General features: G+C 70.8%; 19 protein-coding genes and 1 CRISPR repeat array. Of the genes, 13 read left to right on the top strand and 6 right to left on the bottom strand.

Annotated features, from left to right (window positions below):
* Positions 1 to 271: 271 nt before the first annotated feature.
* From ACSRUE_RS00165 to ACSRUE_RS00175, 3 genes are all read right to left on the bottom strand, one after another.
* Positions 272 to 2245: a Kelch repeat-containing protein gene (locus ACSRUE_RS00165; protein ID WP_441289249.1), complete on the bottom strand. Its 1974-nt coding sequence runs from the start codon at positions 2243 to 2245 to the stop codon at positions 272 to 274.
* Positions 2246 to 2402: 157 nt separating this feature from the next.
* Entirely contained in the window at positions 2403 to 3374 is a 972-nt protein-coding gene (locus tag ACSRUE_RS00170) for an SGNH/GDSL hydrolase family protein (protein WP_441289250.1), read from the bottom strand.
* A 365-nt stretch (positions 3375 to 3739) separates the two neighbouring features.
* Positions 3740 to 4768 carry a hypothetical protein gene (locus ACSRUE_RS00175; RefSeq protein WP_441289251.1) on the bottom strand — a complete coding sequence of 343 codons (1029 nt, stop codon included), beginning with the start codon at positions 4766 to 4768 and terminating at the stop codon, positions 3740 to 3742.
* A 502-nt stretch (positions 4769 to 5270) separates the two neighbouring features.
* Positions 5271 to 7423: a CRISPR direct-repeat array (repeat unit 36 nt; unit sequence GCTTCAATGGGGCCGCCGCCTTTCAGCGGCGGAGAG).
* Positions 7424 to 8515: 1092 nt separating this feature from the next.
* Here ACSRUE_RS00175 and ACSRUE_RS00180 point away from each other — a divergent pair.
* On the top strand, positions 8516 to 8785 hold the full coding sequence (locus tag ACSRUE_RS00180) for a hypothetical protein (protein ID WP_441289252.1): 270 nt from the start codon (positions 8516 to 8518) through the stop codon (positions 8783 to 8785).
* Positions 8786 to 8876: 91 nt separating this feature from the next.
* On the opposite strand, the gene cas2 is transcribed toward ACSRUE_RS00180, so the two are convergent.
* Both cas2 and ACSRUE_RS00190 read right to left on the bottom strand, forming a co-directional pair.
* On the bottom strand, positions 8877 to 9167 hold the full coding sequence (gene cas2, locus ACSRUE_RS00185) for a CRISPR-associated endonuclease Cas2 (RefSeq protein WP_437762050.1): 291 nt from the start codon (positions 9165 to 9167) through the stop codon (positions 8877 to 8879).
* Positions 9168 to 9257: 90 nt separating this feature from the next.
* Positions 9258 to 9887 (bottom strand): CRISPR-associated protein Cas4, encoded by a 630-nt coding sequence (locus tag ACSRUE_RS00190; RefSeq protein WP_441289253.1) that lies wholly within the window; start codon positions 9885 to 9887, stop codon positions 9258 to 9260.
* 526 nt (positions 9888 to 10413) lie between these two features.
* On the opposite strand from ACSRUE_RS00190, the gene cas7g reads away from it, so the two are divergent.
* Genes cas7g through ACSRUE_RS00235 form a run of 9 tightly spaced genes read left to right on the top strand, consistent with a single transcriptional unit; the run spans position 10414 to position 21413 of the window.
* Positions 10414 to 11691: a type I-G CRISPR-associated RAMP protein Csb1/Cas7g gene (gene cas7g / locus ACSRUE_RS00195; protein WP_441289254.1), complete on the top strand. Its 1278-nt coding sequence runs from the start codon at positions 10414 to 10416 to the stop codon at positions 11689 to 11691.
* Entirely contained in the window at positions 11691 to 13382 is a 1692-nt protein-coding gene (gene csb2 / locus ACSRUE_RS00200) for a type I-G CRISPR-associated protein Csb2 (RefSeq protein ID WP_441289255.1), read from the top strand. The genes cas7g and csb2 overlap by 1 nt, the downstream gene beginning before the upstream one ends.
* Positions 13375 to 16380: a type I-G CRISPR-associated helicase/endonuclease Cas3g gene (cas3g, locus tag ACSRUE_RS00205; RefSeq protein ID WP_441289256.1), complete on the top strand. Its 3006-nt coding sequence runs from the start codon at positions 13375 to 13377 to the stop codon at positions 16378 to 16380. Before csb2 ends, cas3g begins: the two co-directional genes overlap by 8 nt.
* Positions 16377 to 17315 carry a type I-G CRISPR-associated protein, Cas3-extension family gene (locus ACSRUE_RS00210; protein WP_441289257.1) on the top strand — a complete coding sequence of 313 codons (939 nt, stop codon included), beginning with the start codon at positions 16377 to 16379 and terminating at the stop codon, positions 17313 to 17315. Before cas3g ends, ACSRUE_RS00210 begins: the two co-directional genes overlap by 4 nt.
* Positions 17316 to 17373: 58 nt before the next feature.
* Positions 17374 to 18120, top strand: a complete 747-nt coding sequence (locus tag ACSRUE_RS00215; RefSeq protein WP_441289258.1) for a radical SAM protein — start codon at positions 17374 to 17376, stop codon at positions 18118 to 18120.
* Positions 18117 to 19193, top strand: a complete 1077-nt coding sequence (locus ACSRUE_RS00220; protein ID WP_441289259.1) for a radical SAM protein — start codon at positions 18117 to 18119, stop codon at positions 19191 to 19193. Before ACSRUE_RS00215 ends, ACSRUE_RS00220 begins: the two co-directional genes overlap by 4 nt.
* Positions 19190 to 20182 (top strand): class I SAM-dependent methyltransferase, encoded by a 993-nt coding sequence (locus ACSRUE_RS00225; protein ID WP_441289260.1) that lies wholly within the window; start codon positions 19190 to 19192, stop codon positions 20180 to 20182. Before ACSRUE_RS00220 ends, ACSRUE_RS00225 begins: the two co-directional genes overlap by 4 nt.
* Positions 20183 to 20193: 11 nt before the next feature.
* A complete protein-coding gene (locus ACSRUE_RS00230; protein ID WP_437762059.1) occupies positions 20194 to 20811 on the top strand; it encodes an AAA family ATPase in 618 nt (205 codons plus the stop codon).
* Positions 20805 to 21413 carry a Uma2 family endonuclease gene (locus tag ACSRUE_RS00235; RefSeq protein ID WP_441289261.1) on the top strand — a complete coding sequence of 203 codons (609 nt, stop codon included), beginning with the start codon at positions 20805 to 20807 and terminating at the stop codon, positions 21411 to 21413. The genes ACSRUE_RS00230 and ACSRUE_RS00235 overlap by 7 nt, the downstream gene beginning before the upstream one ends.
* Positions 21414 to 21482: 69 nt before the next feature.
* Here the strand turns inward: ACSRUE_RS00235 and dnaX are convergent, their stop codons facing one another.
* Positions 21483 to 23849: a DNA polymerase III subunit gamma/tau gene (dnaX, locus tag ACSRUE_RS00240; protein WP_441289262.1), complete on the bottom strand. Its 2367-nt coding sequence runs from the start codon at positions 23847 to 23849 to the stop codon at positions 21483 to 21485.
* Positions 23850 to 24270: 421 nt separating this feature from the next.
* Between dnaX and ACSRUE_RS00245 the strand changes: the two genes are divergently transcribed.
* The 3 genes from ACSRUE_RS00245 (at position 24271) to ACSRUE_RS00255 (ending at position 25772) form a co-directional block, all read left to right on the top strand.
* A complete protein-coding gene (locus tag ACSRUE_RS00245) occupies positions 24271 to 24576 on the top strand; it encodes a YbaB/EbfC family nucleoid-associated protein (protein ID WP_441289263.1) in 306 nt (101 codons plus the stop codon).
* Positions 24573 to 25289, top strand: coding sequence for a recombination mediator RecR (gene recR, locus ACSRUE_RS00250; RefSeq protein WP_441289264.1), 717 nt, complete (start codon positions 24573 to 24575; stop codon positions 25287 to 25289). Before ACSRUE_RS00245 ends, recR begins: the two co-directional genes overlap by 4 nt.
* Positions 25290 to 25385: 96 nt before the next feature.
* Positions 25386 to 25772 (top strand): RidA family protein, encoded by a 387-nt coding sequence (locus ACSRUE_RS00255; protein WP_437279214.1) that lies wholly within the window; start codon positions 25386 to 25388, stop codon positions 25770 to 25772.
* The last annotated feature ends 26 nt before the right edge of the window (positions 25773 to 25798 follow it).

A 25798-nucleotide genomic window follows, 5' to 3' on the forward strand; every position in this document is an offset into this window, starting at 1 on the left:
CCCCGGATCGGCAGAAAAACCGCCATGGCGCCAAGACCGCCAAGGAGAGAGAGAGAGAGAGAAAGTGCCGTCCCGGCGATTTCTCCTCTCATTTCCCTGTTTTCTTGGCGTCCTTGGCGTTTTGGCGGTTCATCTTCTTGCTGTTTGCATGCGGTTTCAACCCGATTGCAGCTCCACGGGGAGGCCGAGCCACAGGAGAGCATCGCGGTCGGTCCAGCGGCCGCGATGTCGAGGTGCCCTCCGGGCCCATCGCATCTCCTGAGTCATCCCATCACCTGCCTCCGGATCGCCGCCGGCGCAGCCCCAGCACGCCAAGGAGTGAGAGCGCTCCCAGCCACCGCGGGGGAGCCTGGCCAGGGCTCGCGACTCGGCAGCTCATCGACGTGTCGCCGCCGCCGTCCGTAGCGCCGGCGCCAGCGCCGCCGCCTCCAGTGTGGTCGCCATCGCCGCCTGAGCTTGGCTCTGGATCGCCGCCGGACGACTGCGAGGTGCTGCCAGCGCCGGCGCTGCTGCTGCCACCTTCGCCGGCGCTTCCACCGGTGCCACGGCCACCGGCGCCGGCGCTGCCTCCTTCACCAGCGCCGCTGCCACCGGCGCCGGCGCTGCCTCCTTCACCAACGCCGCTGCCGCCGGCGCCACCGCTGCCTCCTTCGCCTCCGCTGCCGCAAATGTCGACGGCGCCTGCTGCGCACGCGCCCGCCTGGCAAATGTCGCCATCGGTGCACGCATCCCCATCGTCACACGCGGTGCCCGTGAGCGACACACAGCGACCGTCCTCGGAGGCGCCGGCGACCACCACGCAAGCATCGCAAGGGCCGGCGTCGCAGGCGGCATCGCAGCAGACCCCATCCACGCAGAAGCCGCTGTCGCAGGAGGCGCCATCGTCGCACGGCGCGCCGAGCGGAGACGTGGAAAGCACGTAGAGCTCCGCGTTGGTCGTCGAGACGAGCCCGGGGATGACGACGATGTCGACGACGTCGCCGCCGGCGATCAACACCGCGCCGTCGAGGAGCTGCGTGGCCGTGTGGCCAGCCCGGGGGAGCCTCATCGGCGCGGCCGGGCTCCAGCGCTGGGCGACCGGATCGAACATCCACACGGCGCCAGAGAACTTGTAGTAAACAGGGCAGTCCCACGGATGAGAGGTACCGATACACGCCTCGGAGCTGGTCTCGGGCGTGTAGCCGCCCGTGAACAACGCGCGGCCGTCCCGCAGCGCCCTGAGCGCCGGCGACACGATCCCGCTCGCTGCCGGCAAGGCGAACGGCGGCATCACGGTCTGGGTGTCCGTGACCGGGTCATAGACGCTGGAGAAGGCGTCGGGGCCATCGTGGCGCAGGATCATGAGCACCTTGCCGTCCGACAGCGACACGATGTCTTTGAAGCGGAGAGTCGGCCCCAGGGTCCATGTCGCCGAGACCGGATCGAACAGCTCGGAGCGGGAGAGACCATCGCTGACGAGGACCCTGCCGTCCTTCAGCGAGATCGCGCCGCGAACCGCATCCATCGCGGCCAGCATGGGCGTGGTCGCCGACCATGTGTCGGTGGCAGGATCGTAGATCTCGGCGACCCCGCGGCTCGGAGAGGGTCCCTGCAGGACCTTCCCGCCGGCGACGAGCACACGGCCGTCGGCCAGCATGGCTGTGCCGCATGTCGAAGCGGCGCGAGCGGTGGGCATCCGGGCCGTGGAGGTCCACACATCGAGCGCGGGATCGTAGAGCTCGAACGAGACCCCCGACGCGACGAGCACACGGCCGTCCTGGAGAACCATGACGGGGGAGGTCGGCACGGAACCGGTGATCGCCCTCGGCGCGGCCGGAGCCCATGTCTCTGTCGCCGGATCGTACAGCGCCGTACTGGTCAGGAGCGTGTCCTCGAACAACCTGAGAGGCTCGGGCTCCACGAGGATCCGCGTCGCGCCCCCGAGGACGAGGACCTTGCCGCTGTGGAGCACGACGGCGTCGTGGTCGACCCGGGGCTCGGGCATCGTGGAGGTCACGGCGTCGGCGGGCGGATCCTCGCCGGCCGGTTCGAGGAGGGGCGGATCGCGCCAGAGGCCAGCCGGCCCCCTTCCCACGTCGTCGCCCTGCGCGCAGCCGGCCAGCGCCGCGGTGAAGAGGGCGATCGCCGCTGGCCACACGGGCAGGGGCAAGCCCCCGGCCCCGGCCGCCGCGCCCCGGATGCCAAGGCTGCTCCTGCTGCCAGGCCCGCTGTCCCGCGGGCCTCGATACGATGGAAGCGTTCGCATCCCGTAAGCTCCTGCGCCCGTTGCCGCGTCGGGCTGCAGGACGTCGGGTGCGCCGGGGCTCGACGAAATTCATCCGTTATTACCTACCCCCTGGTCGAGCATGCACATGCCGCGCCGGGCGTCAGGCTCCGCGCGCCTCCCTTGAGCGACCGCGCCGTCAGAGCAGAGGCTGCAACGCCGCGTACCACTGCCCGCCCAGCAGCACGTAGCCCTGGAGGTTGGGGTGCCACTGATCTTCGAGTAACATGGTCTTGTTCGGATTGAAGGGCGTGTACATGTCGACGGAGATGATGTGTCGGCCTGCGTCCGCGCGGGCCTTCACCACCGCCGGAATGGCGTCGCCGTAGGTCTTGATGCGCGCGCTGAGCGCGGTGTCGTCGCCCTTGCTCGCGTCGCCGCGCGACGGGACGGGCGCGGCCACCACGATGAGGACATCGGGGAGCTGCGCGTAGATGCTGTCAATCAACGCGCCCAGACGTTCGGGGGCGTTGGGCATGTCGTGATTGTCGATCGCGTCGTTGGTTCCAATCATCAAGAGCACGATGTCGGGCTTGTATTGCGGCATGACGGTCGACACCAGCGTCGAGATGCCGCTCCTTCCGCCGGCGGGGGCGATCGTCCAGCCGCTGTGGCCCTCGTGGTTGTGCGGGAACGCCACGCCGCCAACGGTGTTCGGTCCGTTCGATCCCGAACCGACGAACGTGATGTTCTTGCCCGCTGCGTGCGCGAGCCGGAACAGCTCGACGCGATAACCGCCCGGCGTGTCCCCGTTGTATCCGTCGGTGATAGAGTCGCCGAACGGCATGATCTTGCACGCCGTACCGTCGGTCGGGCAGGGCCGATAGGTCGAGCCCGCGCCGCCGCCGGCGCCCCCCTGCGCGCCCGAGTCGCCGCCGCTGCCGCCGGCCGCCGCGCCGCCGCCATCCCCGCCACCGCCCGTTCCCGCGAGCGATCCACCGGTGCCGGCCGCAGAGGTCGTTCCGCCGGTGCCCGCGACAGCGCCGTCCGTGCCGCCACCGTCGCTCGTTCCGCCTGCGCCGCCGCCGGGGCCCGCTTCGCCCGCTCCGCCGGCGCCCGCGCTACCGCCGCTGCAGCCGAGAGCGATAGCGATGACGACGAGCCCGGCCACGACCGGCCAGGATGTGATCGGCTTCATGCCGGAGGATGGTAACGCCGAAGGCTACGGCGTTGTCAACTGAAACGACGGCAGTCGGAATCGACGATCGGGCAGCCTATGGCAATCTCACGGCCCGACGACGGTCGCCCATCCGGTGCCCGGCATCGAGAGCTGCAGCTTCGCTCTCCCAACGGACGCATTCGAGCTCACCTACCTGATGCGGGCCGACGAAAGCGCGAGGGTGTGAAGCGGCAGCGACGCCGACCGCAGTCACGAGCTCACCCGAGAAGCCACGCGCCAGGAGAAAGAGAGCGGCGAAGATGTCGGCTGCCACCTGACGTGAGCGTCGCCACGACCCGCATTGTCGTGGCGAGCGTTCAGCCTGTCGAGTCACGACCGGCGGAACCGTCAGCGGCAGCAAGCCGAGTCACGTAAGGCGTACCCCGCACATCAAAGCGACATATCCAGGCGTGTTCTGGGTCGTATGCAACGGCGCCTCCGATAGCAACCGGTGGTGCGACCTGCAAGCTTGGCAGCGCATCAAGTATCGCCTCCCCTCCCGCACGCCATCGGAAGGACCATCGACTCAACTCGGACGACTTCTCCGGATGCTCCTCGCATTCGATAATCCGTCCGTGGGTGTGGCGAGACCAGGACAGCAGTCGCTCCGACACGTAGAGATCGCCGACGTGCGAGAGCCAGGCATGTAGACCGGACTGCGCCCTCATTCCGCTGGAAAACACTTTAACCGGCTTGATCCAATCGCTGGACAGCTGGCGCAGCAGAAGCTCGTCAAAGCGCGACATCAACAGGCCGCGCTCCGTCCGTCGCGGGAAGAATCCCGCATGATAGCGTCCAAGATTGGCCAGCAGCGGGTGCAGCGCGTCACCCGTCGCGCAAAATCGTGATATCGCGACCGGCGAGCGTCGACACCACAGTTTCCACAGCGTACCCGAGAGCGCGATCTCAAGCTCTGAACACCGCGCCATGGGCGGCGTTCGCCTCAGCGCGTCAGCGACATCGACATAAACTTTTGGCGACGGATCAGGCCCCTGCGGTATTGCGCCGACGGCATCGGGTTCAAGCGCCACCGCATACATTTGTCGCCTTCGAGCAGCCCCGGAAGCGCAGATCCTGGAGAAGCTCAGTAGTCCGTCAATCGTCGGCGGCAGCGCTATGCAGATCGGCCTGCTATCGTCGCGAGCAATACTCTTGTTCAGCTCCGCAGATGGCTGGACCCCCCAGTACCGAGTCCGCATGATGCGATGGCGCTTCGGATCTGCGCTCGACGGGCCAAGAAGAAGGCAGTCATCCTCGACCACGACCGGGGACACGACCTTTCTCAGCTCTGATTGGGCGATTCTGCCTATCGCGACATAGACGGCATCTTGAAGCGAGTAGCTCATCAGCGAAACCCGCATTGTCTACAATTGCACTGTGGTGGATACGGCCGGTCGTCGAGGCAGGCAGCAAGGCAAGACTTGCACGGGCTGCTGCCGTGGACGTCACATCCGGGGAATCCAACGATGCACCTTCCGCCGATGTCTTCGCAGTCCTCGAACATGTCGTAGCAGTCCTTCGACGTGCATCCCGCCATCAGCGCTTCCGATGCTGCGTTGATGTCCTCCTCTCCCCCTTGTTCACCATCTCTGAAATGATCCCCTGCCCCTGCTGAGCCTGTCGGTATCCCAGCACCAGCGCCTCCCGGCTCCACGGGTTCGCACTCGTAGCTCAAGTCGCATGCAGAGCTGAGCATGAGCAGGAATACGCCGCACAGAACGAGAGCGACTAGCCTCACCTTTAATCGATGTTGCATCTATTTCCTCCGAGTCCTTCCGGACGCGCCGACCCGCCTTTCTGCGGCGGAGAGGTCACCTTTGCGGAGACTTCCTTGGAGTTCCTGCTGTTGCTGCAATGGGGCCGCCGCCTTTCTGCGGCGGAGAGGTCCGCCGGGTCGGATCAAGAAGTCTTGATCATGGCCATGCTTCAATGGGGCCGCCGCCTTTCAGCGGCGGAGAGGCGGTGACGGAGCTGCGCGTCCCGGGGTGCACGGTCGGGCTTCAATGAGGCTGCCGCCTTTCAGCGGCGGAGAGCAACCTGGTGGATGAATGTAAAGCCACGACCACGGCCCGGCTTCAATGGGGCTGCCGCCTTTCAGCGGCGGAGAGGCTGCTGTCCTGCAGAAAGAGAGCGTGCGCCTGGCGCTGGCTTCAATGGGGCCGCCGCCTTTCAGCGGCGGAGAGTCGCGAACTTGCTCGACCATTGCGCGCGCTCGCTAGGCTTCAATGGGGCCGCCGCCTTTCAGCGGCGGAGAGTGACCGGCGGGACATAAACCGCGGTCCATGGTGTATGCTTCAATGGGGCCGCCGCCTTTCAGCGGCGGAGAGGTGGGCGGCGTCGTCGGCGTCCTCGTCGAGCTGCAGCTTCAATGGGGCCGCCGCCTTTCAGCGGCGGAGAGATTTCTCGGGCGTCAACGCGATCCCGAGGTGGATCCGCTTCAATGGGGCCGCCGCCTTTCAGCGGCGGAGAGAGAGATAAACTCCCCGACGGACGGCACGCGCGAAAGCTGCTTCAATGGGGCCGCCGCCTTTCAGCGGCGGAGAGGACGCGCTCGGGTTCGGGCGCATGCGTGCGCTTGCTGCTTCAATGGGGCCGCCGCCTTTCAGCGGCGGAGAGATCGCCGAGCTCACGCCCTTCTGGGTCCGCGGGTAGCTTCAATGGGGCCGCCGCCTTTCAGCGGCGGAGAGTCTGCCGGTCGAACGGGAAGCCGAGATTGCGGCACGCGCTTCAATGGGGCCGCCGCCTTTCAGCGGCGGAGAGCTTGACGGTCCCCTCCGCATCGGAGGTGTCGATGTAGCTTCAATGGGGCCGCCGCCTTTCAGCGGCGGAGAGGGACGCCGCTGATCAACGGGATCGACGCGCTCCGCGAGCTTCAATGGGGCCGCCGCCTTTCAGCGGCGGAGAGGGGGGGGATGGTATCAGCTCGTTGCCTTCGACAGCCGGCTTCAATGGGGCCGCCGCCTTTCAGCGGCGGAGAGCGGCGGTCACCGTTTCCGCCTTCGCCGCGGGCTGGAACGAGCTTCAATGGGGCCGCCGCCTTTCAGCGGCGGAGAGCCCAATCGTACTGGACCCGCCCGCGCCCGCCCATGTTGCTTCAATGGGGCCGCCGCCTTTCAGCGGCGGAGAGTCGCGCGGGCGGCTGCTCGTCAACGTCTCCTACAAGCTTCAATGGGGCCGCCGCCTTTCAGCGGCGGAGAGATGTCGCCGTCCACGTAGGTGTCGGCGACGGCGCACTTGCTTCAATGGGGCCGCCGCCTTTCAGCGGCGGAGAGCCTTGAGCCGTTCGACCCGAAGGGGCAGAAGAGGGAGACGCTTCAATGGGGCCGCCGCCTTTCAGCGGCGGAGAGGGGCGAGACCCCAAGCCGGCGGACTTCCACACGGTGTCGCTTCAATGGGGCCGCCGCCTTTCAGCGGCGGAGAGCCGAGCGCGCCTGCATGGACAAGGACTACGAGCTCATGCTTCAATGGGGCCGCCGCCTTTCAGCGGCGGAGAGTTGCAGCGCCAGCCATCCGCCGTCCTCGCCGACATCGCGCTTCAATGGGGCCGCCGCCTTTCAGCGGCGGAGAGCATGCGCTCCACGAACAGGCTCCGCCACGCTCATCAGGCTTCAATGGGGCCGCCGCCTTTCAGCGGCGGAGAGGACGGCGCGAGTCGCGTCCGGATGCACGATTTCGTAGCTTCAATGGGGCCGCCGCCTTTCAGCGGCGGAGAGAGGCGCGCCCCGAGGCGCGGCACGACGCGACGGGCGGGATTCAATGGGGCCGCCGCCTTTCAGCGGCGGAGAGGGCGAGTTCGATGCCGTCGTCACGCAGCTCGCCAGGCTTCAATGGGGCCGCCGCCTTTCAGCGGCGGAGAGGCTCCCCTTGGCGGGAGGCTGACGCACCCCACCTGCTTCAATGGGGCCGCCGCCTTTCAGCGGCGGAGAGCCGGAAGCGCGCCCGCGGACCACCGCCCCAGGTTTGCGCCTTCAATGGGGCCGCCGCCTTTCAGCGGCGGAGAGAGGCCTCCCAGGCGTGCCTGAGATTTCGCGTACTTGCAAGCCGGTTTGCGAGAGGTTCCCGTTCGCCCCCCCTTCCCCGGCTGCCGGGGACCCTCCGGAGGCCCCCCTCCCTCTCGAAAACCATCGTCATTTCAAACACCTACCGGCGTTGCGAGCGCCTCCCGGGATTTTCGCGTCACTCCACCGCTCGCAGCGGGCCCGTCGCCTCCCTTCTACCACACCCCTCGCTCGCCGTGCCCAGCCCTTCCGTCGTCGCGCGTAGCGGTGTCTCTCCAGCCCGGCCTCGTCCGCTCACCCACCGTCGGTCGGCCTCGCGACGCGGAGCTCCGATGGCTCGGGCCCTCCACGGTGCCCCGACCGCGCTCGACCCACCGCCGCCATCTTCCCCACCATCCGCCGCCGTCGCTCGCCGTGGTTCCCCCCGCCAGCTCCGTTCCTCACGAAACGGCGCACGCGCACGGGACCGGCGCTCCTTCCGTCTCCTTCCTCCTGCATGTCACGATACCGGGCGACCCCCCACCGCCCCGCAGGACGCCCGCGCGGCACGTGCGTCCTGCGGGGTGGCGTGTTCTGGCGCCAGGACCGCGGGAACCGTGGCGCCGGCCGTCGGTCGCTGCGCCGGACAGGTCGTCCTTCTGCCCGAGGCGGCCTGCGCGACCGAGCCCGCCCGCGTTCCCGGACCGTCCCAGTCCCCCGGGCGAGCGCGCTCGTACCCGCACCGCGGAAATGGGTGCCCCCCATCTTTTGTGGAGGCACGTCCACCGCGGAGATGGGTCCACTCGTCTTTTTGTGGAGGCACGTCCAGGCAGGAGATGGATCCCACTCGTCTTTTGGTGAAGGCACGTCCACCGGGAGATGGATCCCACTCGTCTTTTTGTGAAGGCACGTCCACCGGGAGATGGATCCCACTCGTCTTTTTGTGAAGGCACGTCCAGGCGGGAGATGGGTCCAACCATCTCTCGCCTGGACGTGCCGGATCACCCGAACGGGTTCACAGCGTGCCGACCGCCCCGGCCGGGGGTGCCGGGACGGCTTCGGGCTTCTCGGCAGGGCCGTTCGACCGGACCTCGCGCGATCGTCGACCCTCTCGACGTGGGACGCCAGCAGGATCCGTCGACGCAACGCCGCTCTGCCGCGGCACGAAGCCCCGCCGGCAGCAGCGGCCTGTCAGGCGAGGACCGAAGGCTCCTCCGCGAGCTCGGCTTCCGCCGCGCCAGCTCCTCCAAGGCCGCTCCGGCCAGCGAGGACGCCGACGAGGAGACCGACGACGACAGCGACAGCGACGTCCCCGAGCCACAGGCCGAGACCGGCGCGTTCCTCACCGGCGCCCCCGTCGCGAAGGCAAAGCGCAAGGCGCGCTGAGCGGCGCGGGCGCCGGCCGCCGAGCGGCGCGAGCAGATGACGCGCCCCCGCGCTCTCCTGCCTCATCCCCCGCCCCCGCCGGCGCGGCGCCTCACACCACCACGGCCACCCGCTCCGACGGGACGTACGCCCTCCCGAGGGACGCGATGGCGCTCAGCCCGCGCCCGTTCGCCGGACCGATGTCGATGATCAGCACCTGGTCCACCCTCGGATCGATGATCTGCCCGAGATCGCTCCGCAGCTCCACGAGCTCCCTCCGGCTCAGCTCGCACTGCCACACCGAGAGCTGCAGCCAGTCGCCGTACCCCCGCATCGCCTTGAAGATCTTGCGCAGCCGCTTCGGATCGCAGACGTCGTAACTCACGATGTAGCTCTGCCTCACGCCGGCCTCCTTCGCTCGCTGTCTCCCGCGCTCCCTCGGCCCGCGCTCTCCCGCGCCGTGCCTTCACTCACCTCGTCCTGGACGACGCCTTCACCTCGTCCGGAACGACGGGTACGCGTCGCACGTATACCCGTGCTCGCGCAGGAGCAGCACGTGGGCGCAGAGCTGCGCGCGCTCCGGCAAGTAGGCCCCTCCGGGCACGTCCGGCGCGCGGCCGCGCTTGTACTCGATCGGGACCAGGCGCCCCGACGCGTCGCCCTCCACCACGTCGATTTTCGCCGTGATGCCGAGCGGCTCCGACGACAGCCACACGCTGCGCGCCTCGTACGGCGCAGGCTCGTCGGCCTCGTCGTCCACGTCCGCCCGCTTCGCCGAAGCGCGCCGTCGAGGAGCCGGCGCAGGCGGCGCGGCGGACGGCGCGGCGGCCGGCGCCTCGGTGGAGCCGCCCGCCGCCCCCGCCGGCCGCGGCGGCAGCTCGCCGCCCGCGACGTCCGCGCGCCGGTGCACGCTCCGGCCCTCCACCGTGAAGACGTTGTCCTCGAACTCCCCCTGCGCCCACTCCAGGTAGAGCAGGCGCTCGCAATACAGCACCTCGTTGATCATCCGCGCCGGCACCAGCTCCGGCGGCGCCCCCGCGACAGGCAACCTCCGCGGGAGCGGCTTCGCCCGGATCAGCGGGTCGCTCGATTCGTCCGTGACTCGCTCAGGAGCTCGCGCCATCGTGGCACCCCCTCTGGGCGCCATCAAACGCCTTCGCGTCAGGCAGAGTCAAGCATTCGAATTCATCAATTGACCTGAGAATTCCGGACCGTTCATCGCAATGCACGCCAAGTGCGTCGGCGTCCTGCGGCACGACGCCTCTCCGACAGCGGCGCGCTGCGAGCTCCGCTGGCCGCAGGGGGCCCGGGGCCCATCGATAGGCCGCGCCACGCCTCCCGTGCCGCCACGCCCATGTCGCCCCCAGCTCGACGCCCGCCACAGCGGCCCCAGACAACCGTCGTCTCGGCTACCCAAGCCGAGCTCGGCTGCGCCCGTCGCTCCGTCAGGTAAGCTCGCGCGGGGTACGCAAAATTGCGGAGTAAGGGATCGCCCACTTCCCCTTCGCCGTCTCCTCTGCGATGGTGGACACCTCCGCTCCAGCCGCGCGACGCTGGCGCCACGCTGCACGAGCTCGCCCCGCCCTGCGCCGCCTGGAGCTTTTCGCGTTTTTCGCCGACATCCAGCACGTTCCGCCCACGGAGGACCGATGCGCTCTCTCGATCTCGATACCCTCGCGAACGCCGTCGCCGGCGGCGCCGCAGCCATCCGCACGATCACGCGCCTCGATCCCGCGGGCGGCCCCGGAGACAAGGTCTTTCCGCCGACCTACGTGAAGGAGCGCAACGCGACCACGAAGTACGCGACGGAGCAGCGGCGCATCGACGGGCGCGACGTGACTACAGTGCTCCTCGACTCGGTCGCTTCCCAGGCAAACCGCCTGGAGGAGGCGCTGCTCGACGGATTCCGGCGCGGGGAGCTCCCCTTCCCGATCGTGCAGGTCGACTTCTCGAACGAGGATGGCCTCGCGGACCTCGAGCAGATCACGGCGCTCCAGGCCCCGCACCGCATCGCCGACGCGCTCCTCCGCGACAGCGTGCTGGGCGGCACCCCGTTCCGCCACACGACCGTCGGCAAAGAGGTGACCGACGCGCGCCCGACCCACGCGACGGCCATGTACAAGTATTGCCCGACAGCCCTGATCTTCGGCGTCTGGGACAGCACCGGCCCGAAGGGCGGCCTCGGCGCCAAGTTCCAGCGCTGTCTGGTCTCCGAGATCGTCGGGATCGACGTCGCGCCCGGCGTCAAGACGGCGAGTCGCCTCGACCCCGCCGGCATCCAGACGAAGGCCGGGCCGGTGTTCAAGCACAAGGACCCCAGCCAGGACTGGACGGTCGATCCGAAGGAGGCCGAGCTCGCCAAGGGCAAGCCCGTCGAGTTCTCCCGCAGCGGCGGCGGCGACGGCAAGAAGGGCTCTCCGTCCGCCATCAATCACGGCAACATCCCGCCGAGCATCGATGCAGCCGCGGGAGGCGTCACGATGAGCCACGCCGTGCAGACCACCGTGCTCTCGCTCGGCGCCCTCCGCCGCCTGCGCTTCCAGACCACCTGCTCGGGCGAGCGCCTCCCTGCCGAGCAGCGCGACGCAGCCGAGGCTGCGGCGCGCACCGCCCTCGCCGCGCTGGCCCTCGCCGCCGTCGTCTACCAGCGCGACCAGGGTTACGACCTCCGCTCGCGCTCGACCCTCGTCGCGAGAGAGCCCCTCGTCTTCGAGCTCGTGGGCCGGGACGGCGGCGAGCCGGAGCGCTTCTCGCTCTCCCGGAGCGAGGCGGCTGCCCTGCTCAAGGGCGCCGAGCAGAACGCGCGGCGGCTCGGCCTCGGCTGGGACCCGAAGCCCATCACGCTCACGCCGGCGCCGAAGCTCGCCGGCCTCATCCGGAAGAGCCGCGAGCTGGCGGCGAGCGGCGAGGCCGAGGACGAGGGCTGATGCTCGCGATCGAGGTCGCCCTGCTGACCGGCCGCTACGTGGCGACCGCCGTCGACGACCGCGGTCGGGCCGAGTGGCCGCCGCACCCGGCGCGGCTGTTCTCGGCCCTCGTCGCGGCGTACTTCGAGGCGCTCGACCGGTCCGACGACGAGCACGCCGCGCTGGAGTGGCTGGAGCAGCAAGGCCCGCCCGAGATCACCGCGCCGGAGGCCGCAGCGCGGGAGGTCGTGACGGTGTTCGTGCCCGTGAACGACACGAGCGTCGTCGGCTCGCTCGACGACGAGGCGCTCGCCGTGCGCGAGGCGCGCGCAGGGCTCGACGCCGCGCGGCCGAAGGGAGGCAAGGCGCTCGCCGCGGCCGAGAAGGCGCTCGCCAAGGCCGAAGCGCGCTTCAACGAGGCCGTGCGCAAGGCGATCGCCCCGGTCCCGACCGGCAAGGAGGGGAAAGACGGGCCGGCGAAGGCGGCGTCGATCCTGCCCGAGCGACGGACGCGCCAGCCGCGCACCTTCCCGTCGAGCGCGCCGGCCGAGATGGGGTCAGCAGCGCCGCACATCGTCTTCGCATGGCCGAACGCGGCGCCCTCGCCCGAGCTGCGCGCGACGCTCGATGCGCTCGCCGCGCGCGTGACGCGGCTCGGACACTCCTCGTCGCTCGTCAGCGTCCGCGTGCGCGGCGATCGCCCCGAGCCAACGTGGATCCCGGACGACGCCGGCCAGGGGCGTGTCGGGGACGAGGCGGTGCTCCGCGTCGTGGGCCCGGGCCAGCTCACGGCCCTCTGCACGGCCTTCGAGCTCCAGGCCGACACGCCCGGACGGGTCCTGCCGGCGTCGTTTCAGCGCTACGTGAGGCCTCGCGCCGCCGGCGAGGCGAGCGCGCCGGCGCCACGCTTCAGCGACGAGTGGATCGTCCTGCGCCGGGTCGCCGGCCCGCGCCTCCCGTCGGTTCGTGGCCTCGACATCGCCCGGACGGTGCGCAAGGCCATGATGGCGGCGCACGGCCCTGACGCGCCCGAGATCCTCTCGGGGCACCGCGCCTCGGGCGGACCGAGCGAGCGCCCTCAGCTCGCCTACGTCCCGCTGCCGTTCGTCGGCAGCGAGCACGCCGACGGCGCGATCCTGGGCGTCGCGCTGATCCTGCCGCGGGACGCGACGCGCGACGAACGACTCGCCGTCTACCGCGCGCTGGATGGCTGGGAACAGCAAAGGCGCGATGGCGACGAGGAACCGCCGCGGCTCCCTGTCCACCTTGGGAGGGCAGGTGAGCTGATCCTCGAGCGGCTGGAAGAGCAGGCGTTCCAATCGACGCTGCGGCCAGCGACGTGGTGCGCCGAGGCCACGTCGTGGGCCAGCGCCACGCCGGTCGCGCTCGACCGCAACCCGGGCGAGCTCGACGCGCGCGATCCGCAGAAGGAGGCCGCCGCCTACGCGGAGGCCGAGGCGACCGTCGCCACCGCGTGCGAGCGGATCGGCCTCCCGCGCCCGGCGCGCGTGACGGTCGCGCCGGCGGCGCCCCTCGCGGGCGCCGAAAAAGCCCGGAATTTTCCGCCGTTCCAGGCGGGCACACCTCCCCTGCAGCGGGTCCTCGTGCACGCGACCCTCTCGTTCGACGCGCCGGTGCGGGGACCGATCCTGCTCGGCGCCGGACGTTACTTCGGCCTCGGCCTCTTCCGGCCGCTGAGGGGAGATGGCTGAGCTCTCGCCCGACGACTTCGCCGCTTATTTTGCGGCGATCCACAGCGCAACGCCGGATCCGAGCGACCGCGTGACGCCATTTCCATGGCAGGAGAGGCTGCTCGCGGAGGTCGCGCGCGATGGGGGCTGGCCGAACTTGCTCGATCTGCCCACGGGCACGGGCAAGACGGCGGCGATCGACGTCGCGGTCTTCCACCTCGCGCTCGACGCTGCATTGCCGCCGGAGCAGCGCAAGGCCCCCCGACGCATCGTGATGGTCGTCGATCGGCGGACGGTCGTCGATCAGGCGTTCGAACGCGCGAAGAAGATCGCCGAGGCCCTGAAGTCTGCACCGAACGGCATCCTTTGCACGGTGGCCGACCGGCTCCGCGGGCTCGCCGGCCTCCGTGAGGGCGAGGCGCCGCTCGCGCTGGCGCAGCTCCGCGGCGGCATGCCGCGCGACGACGCGTGGGCGCGGAGGCCCGATCAGCCGCTCGTGGCCGTCTCGACCGTGGATCAGGTCGGCTCGCGGCTGCTCTTCCGTGGCTACGGCGTGAGCGACTCCATGCGCCCGATCCACGCGGGGCTGCTGGGCAACGACACGCTCCTGCTGCTCGACGAGGTGCACCTGTCGCAGCCGTTTCGCGAAACGCTGCTCGCGCTGCGCCGGTACCGCGCGTGGGCGACCCGCAAGCTGCCCGACCGATGGCAGGTCGTGGAGATGTCGGCCACGCCGGGCAGCGCGTCGGCTGCATCGGACGGCCGGCGCGTGTTCGGGCTGAACGAGGACGATCACCGCGACGAGCGGCTCGCGAAGCGGCGCCGGGCGAAGAAGCCGGTCACGCTCGGTGAAGTGAAGGTGAGCGGCGGGGAGGACGCGCGGCGAGCGACCTTCGCCGAGGCATGCGCCGACCATGCCCTGCGCTTCGTCGCGCCGGGGCGCGCCGTCGGCGTCATCGTCAACCGCGTCGCCACGGCGCGCGAGGCGGCCGCGGTCATTCGAAAGCGAACCGGCGACAGCGCTGACGTCTTCCTCGTCACAGGCCGCATGCGTCCGCTCGATCGGGACGATCTCGATGCCACGATTGGCCGGCTCGTCCGCTCGGACCGCGTACGCGATACGACTGCGCACCCGGTCATCATCGTCGCGACACAGTGCATCGAGGCGGGCGCCGACTTCGATCTCGACGCGATCGTGACGGAGTGCGCTTCGCTCGACGCGCTCCGGCAGCGATTCGGGCGCCTGAACCGGATTGGCACCATCGAGGACGCGCGCGGCGTGGTCCTTGTGCGCTCGGACGCGCTCGCCAAGGATCACGTCGACCCGATCTATGGCAAGGCGCTCACCGAGACGTGGAAGTGGCTTGGCGAGGCGGCGCGCGATTTCGGCATCCAGGCGCTGGAGGCGGCGCTACCCGAGGGCAAGAGGCTCGCCGAGATGCACACGCAGAAGGGGCGTGCGCCCGTGATGCTGCCCGCGCACCTCGACGCGTGGGTGCAGACGATGCCGAGCCCAGCGTTCGATCCCGATGTCGCGCTGTGGCTTCACGGGACCGAGCAGGAGCAAACCCCCGAGGTTCAGGTCGTCTGGCGCGCCGATGTGACGGAGCTGCTGCTCGCGCGGGCGACAGCGGACGAGGCGGCGCGCGAGGCTCTGTTGAAGCGCGTGGAGGCTTGCGCGCCGGTCGGGGTCGAGGCGATTTCGATGCCGATCCATGCGGTTCGCGCGTGGCTCCAGGGCGGCGCGGAGCCCGACCTCGCCGACGTCGAAGGGCGCGCGGCGGGGGAGGAGCACGACGCGAAACCGCGGAGCGGGCGGCTCGCGCTCCTCTGGAATGGCGACGATAGCCGGGTGGTCGAGCCCGGCGACCTCCGCGCAGGCAGCACGCTCGTCGTCCCGAGCGCCTATGGAGGCCTCGCCGGAGGCACCTGGGATCCATCCTCCCAAGAGCCCGTCTCGGACCTGGGCGATCGCGCCCGATGGCAGCAGACGGGGCGTCCGACGCTGCGGCTGCACCCTGAGGTCACGCAATGGCACACCGACGTTACGGACCCCGCATGGCCGGAGGCTCCCGTCCCGGTCGTGGACGAGCGGTCGGAAGCCGAGGACCGGGCGGCCATGGACGCGTGGCTGTCCGAGATGAGCGCGGCGACGGCCATGCCACCGTGGCTTGGTGACGTGCTCCAGGCGCTCGCGGTGAAGGGCAGGAGGCGCCCTGCGCTCGTGCGAATCGACGGCGTGGCGCTGGAGGACGACGATGGAAAGCGGTGGGTCGAGCCGGGCTATTTCGCGCTCGTCGGCCGCTTCCGCGCACGCAACGACGGGGCGGGCGATGTGACGACGGAGGGCGACGGCGCCTCGTACACAGGCGTCGAGGTAACGCTGCGCGAGCATTTGGGAGGGGTCGCTGCCTGGGCCAGGCGGTTCGCCGAGCAGTGTGGGCTCCCGCTCGATGTCGCGCGCGCCGTCGAGTTGGCGGCGCGCTGGCACGACGCCGGGAAGGTCGACCCGCGGTTCCAGCGGATGCTCCACGGGGGCAGCGAGCTCAGGGCGGCGGTGGCGCCCGAGCCGCTCGCCAAGAGCGCGGTCGTCGCAGCGGATCGCGCAGCGCGGGCCCACGCGTTCAAGCGATCCGGGTATCCGCGGGGAGCGCGTCACGAGCTCTCGTCCGTTGCGCTCCTTCAGGGCTGCGCACAGCTGTTCGACAAGGAGGTCGATCGCGACCTGGTCCTGCACCTCACGGCCTCACACCACGGCTGGTGTCGGCCATTCGCGCCGGTCATCCCGGAGGACGAGCCCGTCGAGCTCACCTTGGACGTGGAGGGCACGCCCGTGCGCGTCTCGAGCGATCACGGCCTGGCGCGGCTCGATTCGGGCATCACCGAGCGGTTCTGGCGGCTCGTGCAGCACTACGGCTGGTTCGGGCTGGCGTGGCTCGAAGCGATCCTGCGGCTCGCGGATCACCGGCGGAGCGAGGAAGAGCAGCGCGGCGACGTCGGGGCGAGGGGCGAGAAATGACGGAGCTCTTGCTGACCGGGCTTGATGGCAAGAACCCGCTGGCGTTCCTGGCGGCGCTCGGGGTGCTCAACGCGCTCGCCGACCAGACTCAGGACGGGAGACGGGAGCCAAGGCTCGTTTGGCGCGCCGGTGGCAACTACCAACCGGCGATCGTGGGCGGCCCGGATCGCGGCGCGTTGCTCGATGCGCTGGTGCAGGACCTGAAGAGCTTCCAGGGAGAGCCCGCGATCGAGCGGCTGCGTTATCGCAAGGACGGCGCCGGAACCGAGGCGCACGATCTCAAGCCCCCTCCGGGCTACTTCGCGGAGTACCTGAGCCGTCTGGTGAGAGACGACTTGCGGCGGAGCCTCGCCTTCGCCGCCGCATTCGCGACGGACGTGGCGGTGGACAACAACGGCAACACGAAGCCGACCGCGCTGCATTTCACCGCGGGCCAGCAGGAGTTCCTCACGATGGTAAGCGAGCTCCTCCAGGGCGTGCGCGTCGAGGATCTGGAAGAGGCTCTGTTCGGGCCGTGGAAGTACGAGCGGCCGCTCCCGGTGCTCCAGTGGGACAACACGTCGGCGCGCGACTATGCGCTGCGCGCGAGCGATCCTTCGAAGGACAAGAAGCTCGGCGTGCCCGGCGCGGACTGGCTCGCGTTCCGGGGCCTGCCGTTCATCCGGGTCGCTCCCGTGCGCGACCGGATCGTGACGACCGGATGCAGCGGCGAGTGGAAGACAGGAGCATTCCGGTGGCCGATCTGGACGGTGCCCCTCTCACGCCCCGTGATCGGCTCCGTCCTGACGTCGCCGGAGGTCTTCGAGGTGAATCCGAGCGTCCTGCGCTCCCGCGGCATCGCCATCGTGTTCGAGTCCGCGATTCGCCGGAGCGATCAGGGCGGCTACGGTAGCTTCGCTCCGGCGCGCATGGCACGCCCGGCGCCGGGAAGCTGATCCGCGGATCTCCTTCATCCCCTCCCCCCGCCGCCGTATCCTGCTCGCAGGAGGCTCCATGCCGACCGCGACGCGCCCCCAGAACGCCACGCTCACGGGCACGCTGCCGCTCGACCGCCCCACGGCGGAGCGGCCGCACCGGCTCTACGTGGCCACCTCGAACCACTGCAACCGCTCCTGCCCGTGGTGCTGCACCTGCTCGTCGCCCCGGGGGCAGACCTTCCTCGCCCTCGACCGCTACCGCGCGAGCTTCCCGGCCGAGGGCCCCTTCGAGGTGCAGCTCGAGGGCGGCGAGCCGACGATCCACCCGCACTTCGACGAGATGGTCCGCCTCGCCCGCGCCGAGCCCCGCTGCGCGCGCGTCGTCGTGGTGACCAACGGCGTGGAGATCCCGCGCGATCCGGCCGGCCTCGACGCGTGGCTCCAGAAGCTCGGCGAGCCCGCCACGATCAAGCTCTCGGTGAACCACCACCTCCTCGAGAACGACGGCGGCCTGCTCGCCCTCGCGCGCGCCCTGCGCGAGCGGCTCTCCGCGCTCGGCGGCGATCGCCAGCTCGTCCTGAACGTCCGGCTGCGCAAGACCGAGGCCGACGGCGACGCATGGATCGTCGAGGCGGTGCGCGACGCGGGGCTCCTCGAGCTCGCCAACGTGTTCCACCTCCAGCGCTATGGCTTCGCGCAGAAGCGCGACGACTGGGACGAGCCTTTCCTCGTGGGGACCCACTTCACGATGCTCAACCCGGACGGCAGCGCCTTCGGCCCCGACCTCGTGGCGCGCTCCGACGCGATGAGAAGGCTGCCGTGAGCGCCCGCCCCTTCCGCGAGGAGTGGCGCCGCCTGAAGAGCCGCGCCTTCGATCTCAAGGGCAACAGCACCGCCGGCGACACCGTGCGCTTCGACCTCTGGGGGCAACCGGTCGAGGTCTATCGCAACGCGAACTTCTCCATCTACAGCCGTCAGCCCTGCAACGCGAAATGCCACTTCTGCGTCGAGGAGCTCAGGCCCGCGTCGCGCGGACGCAGCCTGTCGGTGCAGAAGACCGTCGAGGACGACGACGGGCGCTATTTCGATGCCATGGCGGCGTCCCTGGAAGCGCTCCGGCCGCTCGATCCGACGATCTCGGTGACCGGCGGGGAGCCGAGCCACGATCCGCGATTGCCCCGCATCCTCGCGCTCGGGCAGGCCCACCGGGGCCGCAAGCGGACGCTCACGACGAACGGCTCGGGGCTGCTCCAGCAGCGCGAAGGAAAGCGGGTGATCGACTGGATCGTCGACACCGGCGTCCAGCACCTCAACATCAGCCGCGCCCACCCCGATCACGACAGGAACGCACGGCTGATGGTGATGAAGGACGGCCTCCGCACCGACGAGCTGCGCAGCGTCGTGGCGGCGGCCTCCGCGGGCGGCACCCGGGTGCGCCTCTCCTGCGTGCTCCTCGACGGGCAGATCGACGCGGTCGAGCCCATCGTCGATTACCTGCGCTTCGCCCGGTCGCTCGGCGTGGACAACGTGATCTTCCGGCAGCTGATGAAGACCGACCCGGCCGCCGTGGTCGAGAACCACGTCGTCAAATACAGCGATCGCGCGCGCGTCCGCCTCGAGCCGCTCCTCGACGCGCTGAGCGCCGACGCGCGGTTCTCGTTCGAGCGGCAGATCGTGGGCTATTACTACTATGTCGAGGTGTTCCGCTTCGAGGACATGGATGTCGTCTTCGAGGAGGCCGACCTCGCCCAGCTCGAGGAGACGAAGCGCTCGGGCCCGGGCATCGTCCACGAGCTCATCTTCCACCCCAATGCGAGGCTCGCCTCGACCTGGCAACCCTGGGACGGCGTCCTCGGCCCTCCTCCTTCGATGCGCGCCTCGCTCACCACGTCATGACACCGCTCGTCATCCCCCTTCCTTACATCGGCCGGAACCTGCTCTTCCTCGAGGAGGTCCTGGACGAGCTCGAAGGGCGCGGCACGACTGGACCCCTCCTGTTCCGCGCGAGCGAGGCGGACAAGCTGGCTCGCCTCCTCGAGCACGGCACCGACCGCGCAGGATACCCCGGAGAGAGGGCCTGGACCGACGGCCCGGATCAAGGGCGGCCGATCCGGCACGAAGACGTGATCTTCGCGACGACCGAAGGCGAGATCCGGAGAGGGGAACGGGAGCCCGAGCGGTCCACGTCGCTCAAGAAATTCGCCGTGATCGAGCGGCCTCTGTTCATCGCGCACGACGCCCGCTGCTTCGCCAAGCTGTGCGACAGGCAGTACGAGTACCGCGATCCGGCGCAGAAGCGCGCGGCGCTGCTCGCGCTGTTCCCGGTGACCCGGGTCGCGCCCATCCAGGGCTGGTTCTCCGAGGAGGACGGCCTCGCCTACCGGGCGCTGGTGCGCCCCCTCCGGGGCGGCGCGATGGTCGAGGTGGGCTCGTGGAAGGGGCTCTCCACGGCGTACGTCGGGCGGCTCGCCGCGAGGAACGGGGTCGCGCTCCATTGCGTCGACACCTGGGGAGGCTCGAGCGACAAGTACGCCGACAGGTATCGCGCCATGCTCGCCGCGGAGGACGTGCCCGGCGCGTTCAGGGCGAACATGGCGGCGCTCGGGATCCAGCCAGAGGTCCTCCGGATGGCGTCCACGGACGCGGCGGCGCGCTTCGCCGACGCCAGCCTGGATCTCGTGTTCCTCGACGGCTCGCACGACCGCGCGGCCGTGCTCGCCGATCTCGAGGCGTGGTGGCCCAGGCTCAAGCCTGGCGCCGTCCTGGCGGGCCATGACCACAACGAGGATCACCCGGGCGTCCTGGAGGCCGTCGCTCACTTCATGTCCCGCGCCGGGCGGGCGATCGAGCGCGGCGCAGGCTCGGTGTGGTGGGCGCGGCGGTAGGTGGGCCGGGGATGGGCAAACCCCTCTTCGTGGCGACAGGGGCCTATTCGTGCGGCAAGACCACGACGCTCCGTCACCTCGCGTCCACGCGGGGCTACCGCGTGCACGGCGAGGCGCACCGGCGCGTGCTCGACGAGCTCGGCGCGCGCACCCACGGCCACGCGCCGGACGCGCCGTTTCGCCCGATCGACGCGCCGGAGCACCTCTGTCCGATGTGCCGGAAGCGGGAGTTCGCCGCGCTCGTGCTGGAGGCCCAGAAGAAGATCGAGGCGGACGCGCGGGAGGGAGACTGGCTGGAGCGCGGGTACCTCGATCCGGTCGAGTACTACCTGCGCACGAGCGGAGAGGCGGAGTACCCCTGGCCGGCAGGCGAGCCCGCGTTCGAGCGCTATGCGCTGGTGTTCCTGTTCTCCGTGATGCCGGAGCTCCAGGAGCCGCGCTGGGGCAAGAGCAGAGAGGCGCGCGCGGCCGAGGCGGAGCGGATCAACCAGCGGCTCGGCGCGCTCTACCGCGCTGCGGGCTTCGAGGTGATCGACGTCGGCCCCGGCGCGGTGGAGGAGCGGGCCGAGCTCCTGGCGAGCCGCGCGCGGCTCATCGAGCGTGCTATCCTCGGCACGAGCCCATGGTAGCCGCTGCGCACATGCCGCTTCCGTCCTCGACCGCTCCTGCTGGGGAACAGCGGTTCGTGATGCACGACGTCCCCTGGCAGACCTACGTGAGGCTGCGGGACGAGCTCGACACCCCTGGCCTGCGGATGACCTTCTGCGAGGGAACGCTGGAGCTGATGAGCCCGTCGACCGATCACGAAGTGGCGAAGACGACCATCGCCCGCCTCATCGAGCTCTTCGCGCTGGAGCGGGACGTGCCTCTCTACGGCTACGGCTCGACCACGTTCCGGCGCGAGGCCAAGTCACGCGGCCTCGAGCCCGACGAGTGTTATTGCGTCGGCGGCACGCTGAAGGAATTCCCCGATATCGCGATCGAGGTGGTGTTGACGAGCGGCGGGCTCGACAAGCTGCCTGTGTACAGCGGGCTCGGCGTGCGCGAAGTCTGGTTCTGGGAGCGCGACGCGTTCCACATTCATGCGCTGCGCGGCGAGCAGTACGAGCCCATCGCGGCAAGCGAGCTCATTCCGGATCTGGATCTCGTCGCGCTCGCGCGCTTCGTGCGCTGGCCGGATCAACACGAGGCGGTCAAGGCGTTCCGCAGCTGGCTGCGAGACGGAGGCTGAGGCCGCCCCGCCGTCAGTCCACGGCCGTGCCCGGCGCGCCAGGGCGCATGGCGCGGCGGCGCGGGGCCCTCACCCGTCCGCGAAATCCTGAGCGAGCCGCACGTCCTTGAGCTCCGCGCCGAGCAGCTCGATCGCGGCCGTGACGAGCGGGTGGTCGGCCACGGCGCGCTTGGCGGCCTCGATGCGGGCCTTGCGCTCGGCGGTCTCGACCTGGGCGAGCGACGGGCCGGCGCTGCCGCGGGTGATCGTCTCGAAGACCAGCTCGGTGGGGGCGCCGAAGTGGGAGCCGAGGACGCGGGCGAGCAGGTCGCGGGACGCCGGCTCGGTGGCCTGGCCGGACAGAAACGAGTTCGCCTCGTAGCCGAGCGCGACGCGGGTCGGCGTGAGCTCCAGCACCGCCGCGTGCTCGAGGACGGAGGCGAGCGCCGGCCGCTGCACCCGGACCGCGGCGATCACCGCGCGCCAGGTGGCGAGGTCCTCGGCGCTCATCGATGGCGGCGGCGGCGCGCTCGACGCCGGCGCCGGGCTCTGCGCCGAGGGCGGCGCGCTCGACGCCGGCGCCGGGCCCTGCGCCGAGGGCGGCGCGCTCGACCTCGGCGCCGAGCCGGGCGCCACGAACTGCGGCGCGCTCTGCGGAACGGAGTACAGCGCGCCGCGCGGCGACGGAGGCGGAGCGCTGTCGGCGCGGTACGCGGGCGCGACCGCGCCGCTCGCGTACGGCGGCGCCTTCGCGAAGGCCGGCGCGGCGCCGCCGCTCGCGAAGCTGGTCGCGGCGCCGTGCACACCCGGCGCGCCGTTCACGAAGGGGACGACGTTGGCAGCCGACGTGCCGCTCGCCGCGACACCGCCGTTCGCCGCCATGCCGCCGTGCGCTCGCGCGACCCCGCCCCCGCCCGGCGCGCCATAGACGGCCGCCGCACCGTTCGCTCTCACCACGCCGTTCGCCGCTACCGCGCCGTTCGCCGCCGCGCCAGCCGGTCTCCCCGCCACGCCCGCGCCCGCCGCGCCGCTCGCGAAGGCGACGCCGTTCGCCGGTGCGCCGGTGGCCGCCACGCCGTTCGCTCTCGCCGCGCCGCTCGCCGCCGCGCCGTTGAACGCCGCCGCGTCATTCGCCCTCGCCGCGCCGGCCGCCGCCGCGCCGGAGGCGCGCGCGTCCTCGGGCGCTGCCTCGGCCGATGCCGCCCCGCGCCGGGGCGCAGCCGCTCCGCCGGACGGCGCGCCGGGCCGCTGCGGCCCGCGCTCCGGCGCGCCGCCGCCGCCACCCCCGCCGCCGCCTCCGCCGTTCAGGCGCCGCTCGAGATCGCCGAGGCGGCGCAAGAGCTCGTCGATCGGCAGGAGCGGCGGCCTCCGGGCGAGCCGGACGAGCGCCATCTCGAACGAGGCGCGCGGCTGGCCGCTCCGGGCGATGTCGTCGAACGCGCGCGAGAAGCCCTGGTGCAGCCGCGTGAGATCGTCCGCGTCCGCCCGCGCCGCGAGCGCGCGCGTGTCGGCGACCTCCTCGTCCGCGAGATCCAGGAGCGGCGCCGGGTCCTCGCAGACCTTGGCCACCACGAGATCGCGCAGGTGCGCGAGGAAATCGCGGGCAACGTGCGGCAGATCGTACCCCTCCTGCGCGAGCTCGCCGACGATGCGCACGCACGCCGCAGGGTCGCCGTCCACGAGCGCACCCGCGAGCCGGTGCAGCACGACGCGGTCGGCGACGCCGAGCACCTTCGCCACCCCCTCGGCCGTGATGCGATCGCCGCTCGTCCCCACCCACGCGATCACCTGGTCGAGCAGGCTCATCGCGTCGCGCATGCTCCCCGCCGCCTCCCGCGCGAGCGCGCTGAGCGCCGGGTCGTCGGCGGGGATCTTCTCCTGATCGAGCACCCAGCGGAGCCGCGCCGCGATCGCCTGCGCCCCGATGAGCTTGAAGTCGTAGCGCTGGCACCGGCTCAGGATCGTGACCGGGACCTTGTGCACCTCCGTCGTCGCGAAGATGAACTTCACGTGCGGCGGCGGCTCCTCGAGCGTCTTCAAGAACGCGTTCCACGCCGCGTTCGAGAGCATGTGGACCTCGTCCACGATGAAGATCTTGAACCGGTCGCGCGCCGGCCGGTACGGCAGGCTCTCCTGGAGCTTGCGCACCTCGTCGACGCCGTTGTAGCTCGCGCCGTCGATCTCCTGGACGTCGACGTCCGCGCCGACCGTGATCTCGGCGCACGGCGCGCACGTCTGGCAGGGCGTCGCCGTCGGCCCGTGGACGCAGTTCAGCGCCTTCGCGAGGATGCGGGCGCTCGTCGTCTTGCCGACCCCGCGGACGCCCGTGAAGAGGAACGCGTGGGCGACGCGATCCCGCGCGATGGCGTTGGCGAGCGTCGTGGAGACGTGCTCCTGTCCGACGAGATCCTCGAAGGACTGCGGGCGCCATTTCCGCGCGAGGACGACGTAGCTCATACGCTGCTCGACTAGCACCTTCTCGCGGGCGCGTCGCCGCGGCTGTGGCCGGTACGGAAGTCGCCCTGCATTCCGGAGAGTTTGCCAGAATTGCCGCACAAAATGCACCCCGCCCCGCGCCAGGGCCGGAACCGGCCGGAACCTGCCGGAACCTGCCGGAATCGAGCCACAGCACGCGCCAGGGAGCCCCTGGAGAGCGCGCCAACCAGCCCCCTGAAGAGACGGAGGAGCCCGCTCGCAGCGGGTAGCCCCGGAGGGCGACGCCCGCGGTGCCGCGCGCTGCGTCGAACGGCCGCGCGCTGCGTCGGCGGGCCACACGTCCAGCGCCCCTCCTCGTCCCCCGTCCCCCTCCCCTTCACGGTTGCGGCGCGGCGCGGTTCACGGCATAGACGCCGATCTGAATATGCAATTTCGCGGCGGAATGAACGAGCTGGTTCGCCAGGCGGCGCGCATGCAGCGCAAGATCGACCAGGTGAAGGGCGAGCTGAAGGACCGCGAGGTGAGCGCGACCGCCGCCGGCGACAAGGTCACCGTCGTGGTCTCCTGCGAGGGCAAGGTGCGCCGGATCGAGGTCGACCCCGCCTTCCTCGCGAGCGAGGGCCTGGAGATGGCGCTCGACGCCATCGTGGCCGCCTCGAACTCGGCGCTCGACGCGGCCGACAAGCTCGTCGAGACCGAGATCACCAAGGTGACCGGCGGCGTCAAGCTCCCCGGCATGCACACTTGACGGCGTTGCGCTCCCCGGCCTCGCTCCCCGGCTCCTCGAAGGTCCCGAACGGCGACCGGGGCGCGCCCGCGGCCGGCTTCCGGAGCGCGCCCGGCGGCCTGCCCGGCCGGCTGTCGCGGGTCGCCCAGCTGCTCGCGCGCCTGCCGGGCGTCGGCGAGAAGACGGCGCAGCGCTTCGCCCTCTTCCTCGTGACCGCCGGCGAGGACACCGCGCGCGACCTGGGCGGCGAGCTCGTCGAGCTCTGCGATCACATCAGGCCGTGCATCCGGTGCGGCCACATCACCGAGGTCGACGACGGCGGCCGGACGCTCTGCGCCATTTGCCTGGATACGCGGCGCGACGGCGCGCTCCTGTGCGTGGTCGCGCGCGTCCAGGACCTCCTGGCGATCGAGCGGAGCGGGGCGATGCGCGGGCGGTACTTCGTGCTCGGCCGGCTCCTCTCGCCCCTCGAGGGGGTCGGCGCCGAGGAGCTGCCGCTCGAGGCGCTCCGGGCGCGCGTGCGCGATCCCGAGCAGCCGGTGAGGGAGGTGCTGGTCGCCACCCCGCCTTCCGTCGACGGAGAGGCGACCGCGCTCCTGCTCGCGCGGGAGCTCGGCGCGATGGGGATCCAGGTCACGCGGATCGCCAGCGGCGTGCCGCACGGGGGAGATCTGGAGTTCGCCGACCAGGTGACGCTGGGGCGAGCCATCGAAGGCCGGAAGAGCTTCGGCTAGCAGGAAACGCGAGAATCGGCCCCAGCCCACGAAAGCGAGGGCCGGGGCGGGCGGGCGTTCTTCACGCCGAAGCGCTCACGAACTTCAGAGGTCCACATGTCCAAAATCGCCATCACATCTGATCGGGCCCCGCGCGCCATCGGCCCCTACTCGCAGGCCGTCAAGGCCGGAGATCTCGTGTTCTGCAGCGGCCAGATCCCGATCGATCCCGCGACGGGCGAGCTCGTCGCCGGGGGGATCGAGGAGCAGACGGCCCGGGTGATCAAGAACCTGACCGAGGTGCTGTCCGCGGCCGGCGCGAGCTGGAGCGACGTGGTGAAGACCACGATCTACCTGACGGACCTCGCGGATTTCGCCATCGTCAACCAGGTGTACGGAGCAGCCGTCGGCGGCGTGCTGCCCGCACGGGCGACGGTGCAGGTGGCGGCGCTGCCCAAGGGCGCCGCCGTCGAGATCGAAGCTGTTGCCCATCTTTCGCGATAATCGGGGAGCCGCGGCCGCGGTCCCCA

Origin of the sequence: Sorangium sp. KYC3313, assembly GCF_052075895.1 — a bacterium.
In the GTDB taxonomy this organism is placed as follows: Bacteria; Myxococcota_A; Polyangia; order Polyangiales; family Polyangiaceae; genus Sorangium; species Sorangium cellulosum_B.

Coding starts and splice junctions, on each gene's coding strand:
- ACSRUE_RS00165 (WP_441289249.1), bottom strand. CDS start 2,245: ATGCGAACGCTTCCATCGTATCGAGGCCCGCGGGACAGCGGGCCTGGC.
- ACSRUE_RS00175 (WP_441289251.1), bottom strand. CDS start 4,768: ATGAGCTACTCGCTTCAAGATGCCGTCTATGTCGCGATAGGCAGAATC.
- ACSRUE_RS00190 (WP_441289253.1), bottom strand. CDS start 9,887: ATGGCGCGAGCTCCTGAGCGAGTCACGGACGAATCGAGCGACCCGCTG.
- cas7g (WP_441289254.1), top strand. CDS start 10,414: ATGCGCTCTCTCGATCTCGATACCCTCGCGAACGCCGTCGCCGGCGGC.
- csb2 (WP_441289255.1), top strand. CDS start 11,691: ATGCTCGCGATCGAGGTCGCCCTGCTGACCGGCCGCTACGTGGCGACC.
- cas3g (WP_441289256.1), top strand. CDS start 13,375: ATGGCTGAGCTCTCGCCCGACGACTTCGCCGCTTATTTTGCGGCGATC.
- ACSRUE_RS00210 (WP_441289257.1), top strand. CDS start 16,377: ATGACGGAGCTCTTGCTGACCGGGCTTGATGGCAAGAACCCGCTGGCG.
- ACSRUE_RS00215 (WP_441289258.1), top strand. CDS start 17,374: ATGCCGACCGCGACGCGCCCCCAGAACGCCACGCTCACGGGCACGCTG.
- ACSRUE_RS00225 (WP_441289260.1), top strand. CDS start 19,190: ATGACACCGCTCGTCATCCCCCTTCCTTACATCGGCCGGAACCTGCTC.
- ACSRUE_RS00230 (WP_437762059.1), top strand. CDS start 20,194: ATGGGCAAACCCCTCTTCGTGGCGACAGGGGCCTATTCGTGCGGCAAG.
- ACSRUE_RS00235 (WP_441289261.1), top strand. CDS start 20,805: ATGGTAGCCGCTGCGCACATGCCGCTTCCGTCCTCGACCGCTCCTGCT.
- dnaX (WP_441289262.1), bottom strand. CDS start 23,849: ATGAGCTACGTCGTCCTCGCGCGGAAATGGCGCCCGCAGTCCTTCGAG.
- ACSRUE_RS00245 (WP_441289263.1), top strand. CDS start 24,271: ATGAACGAGCTGGTTCGCCAGGCGGCGCGCATGCAGCGCAAGATCGAC.
- ACSRUE_RS00255 (WP_437279214.1), top strand. CDS start 25,386: ATGTCCAAAATCGCCATCACATCTGATCGGGCCCCGCGCGCCATCGGC.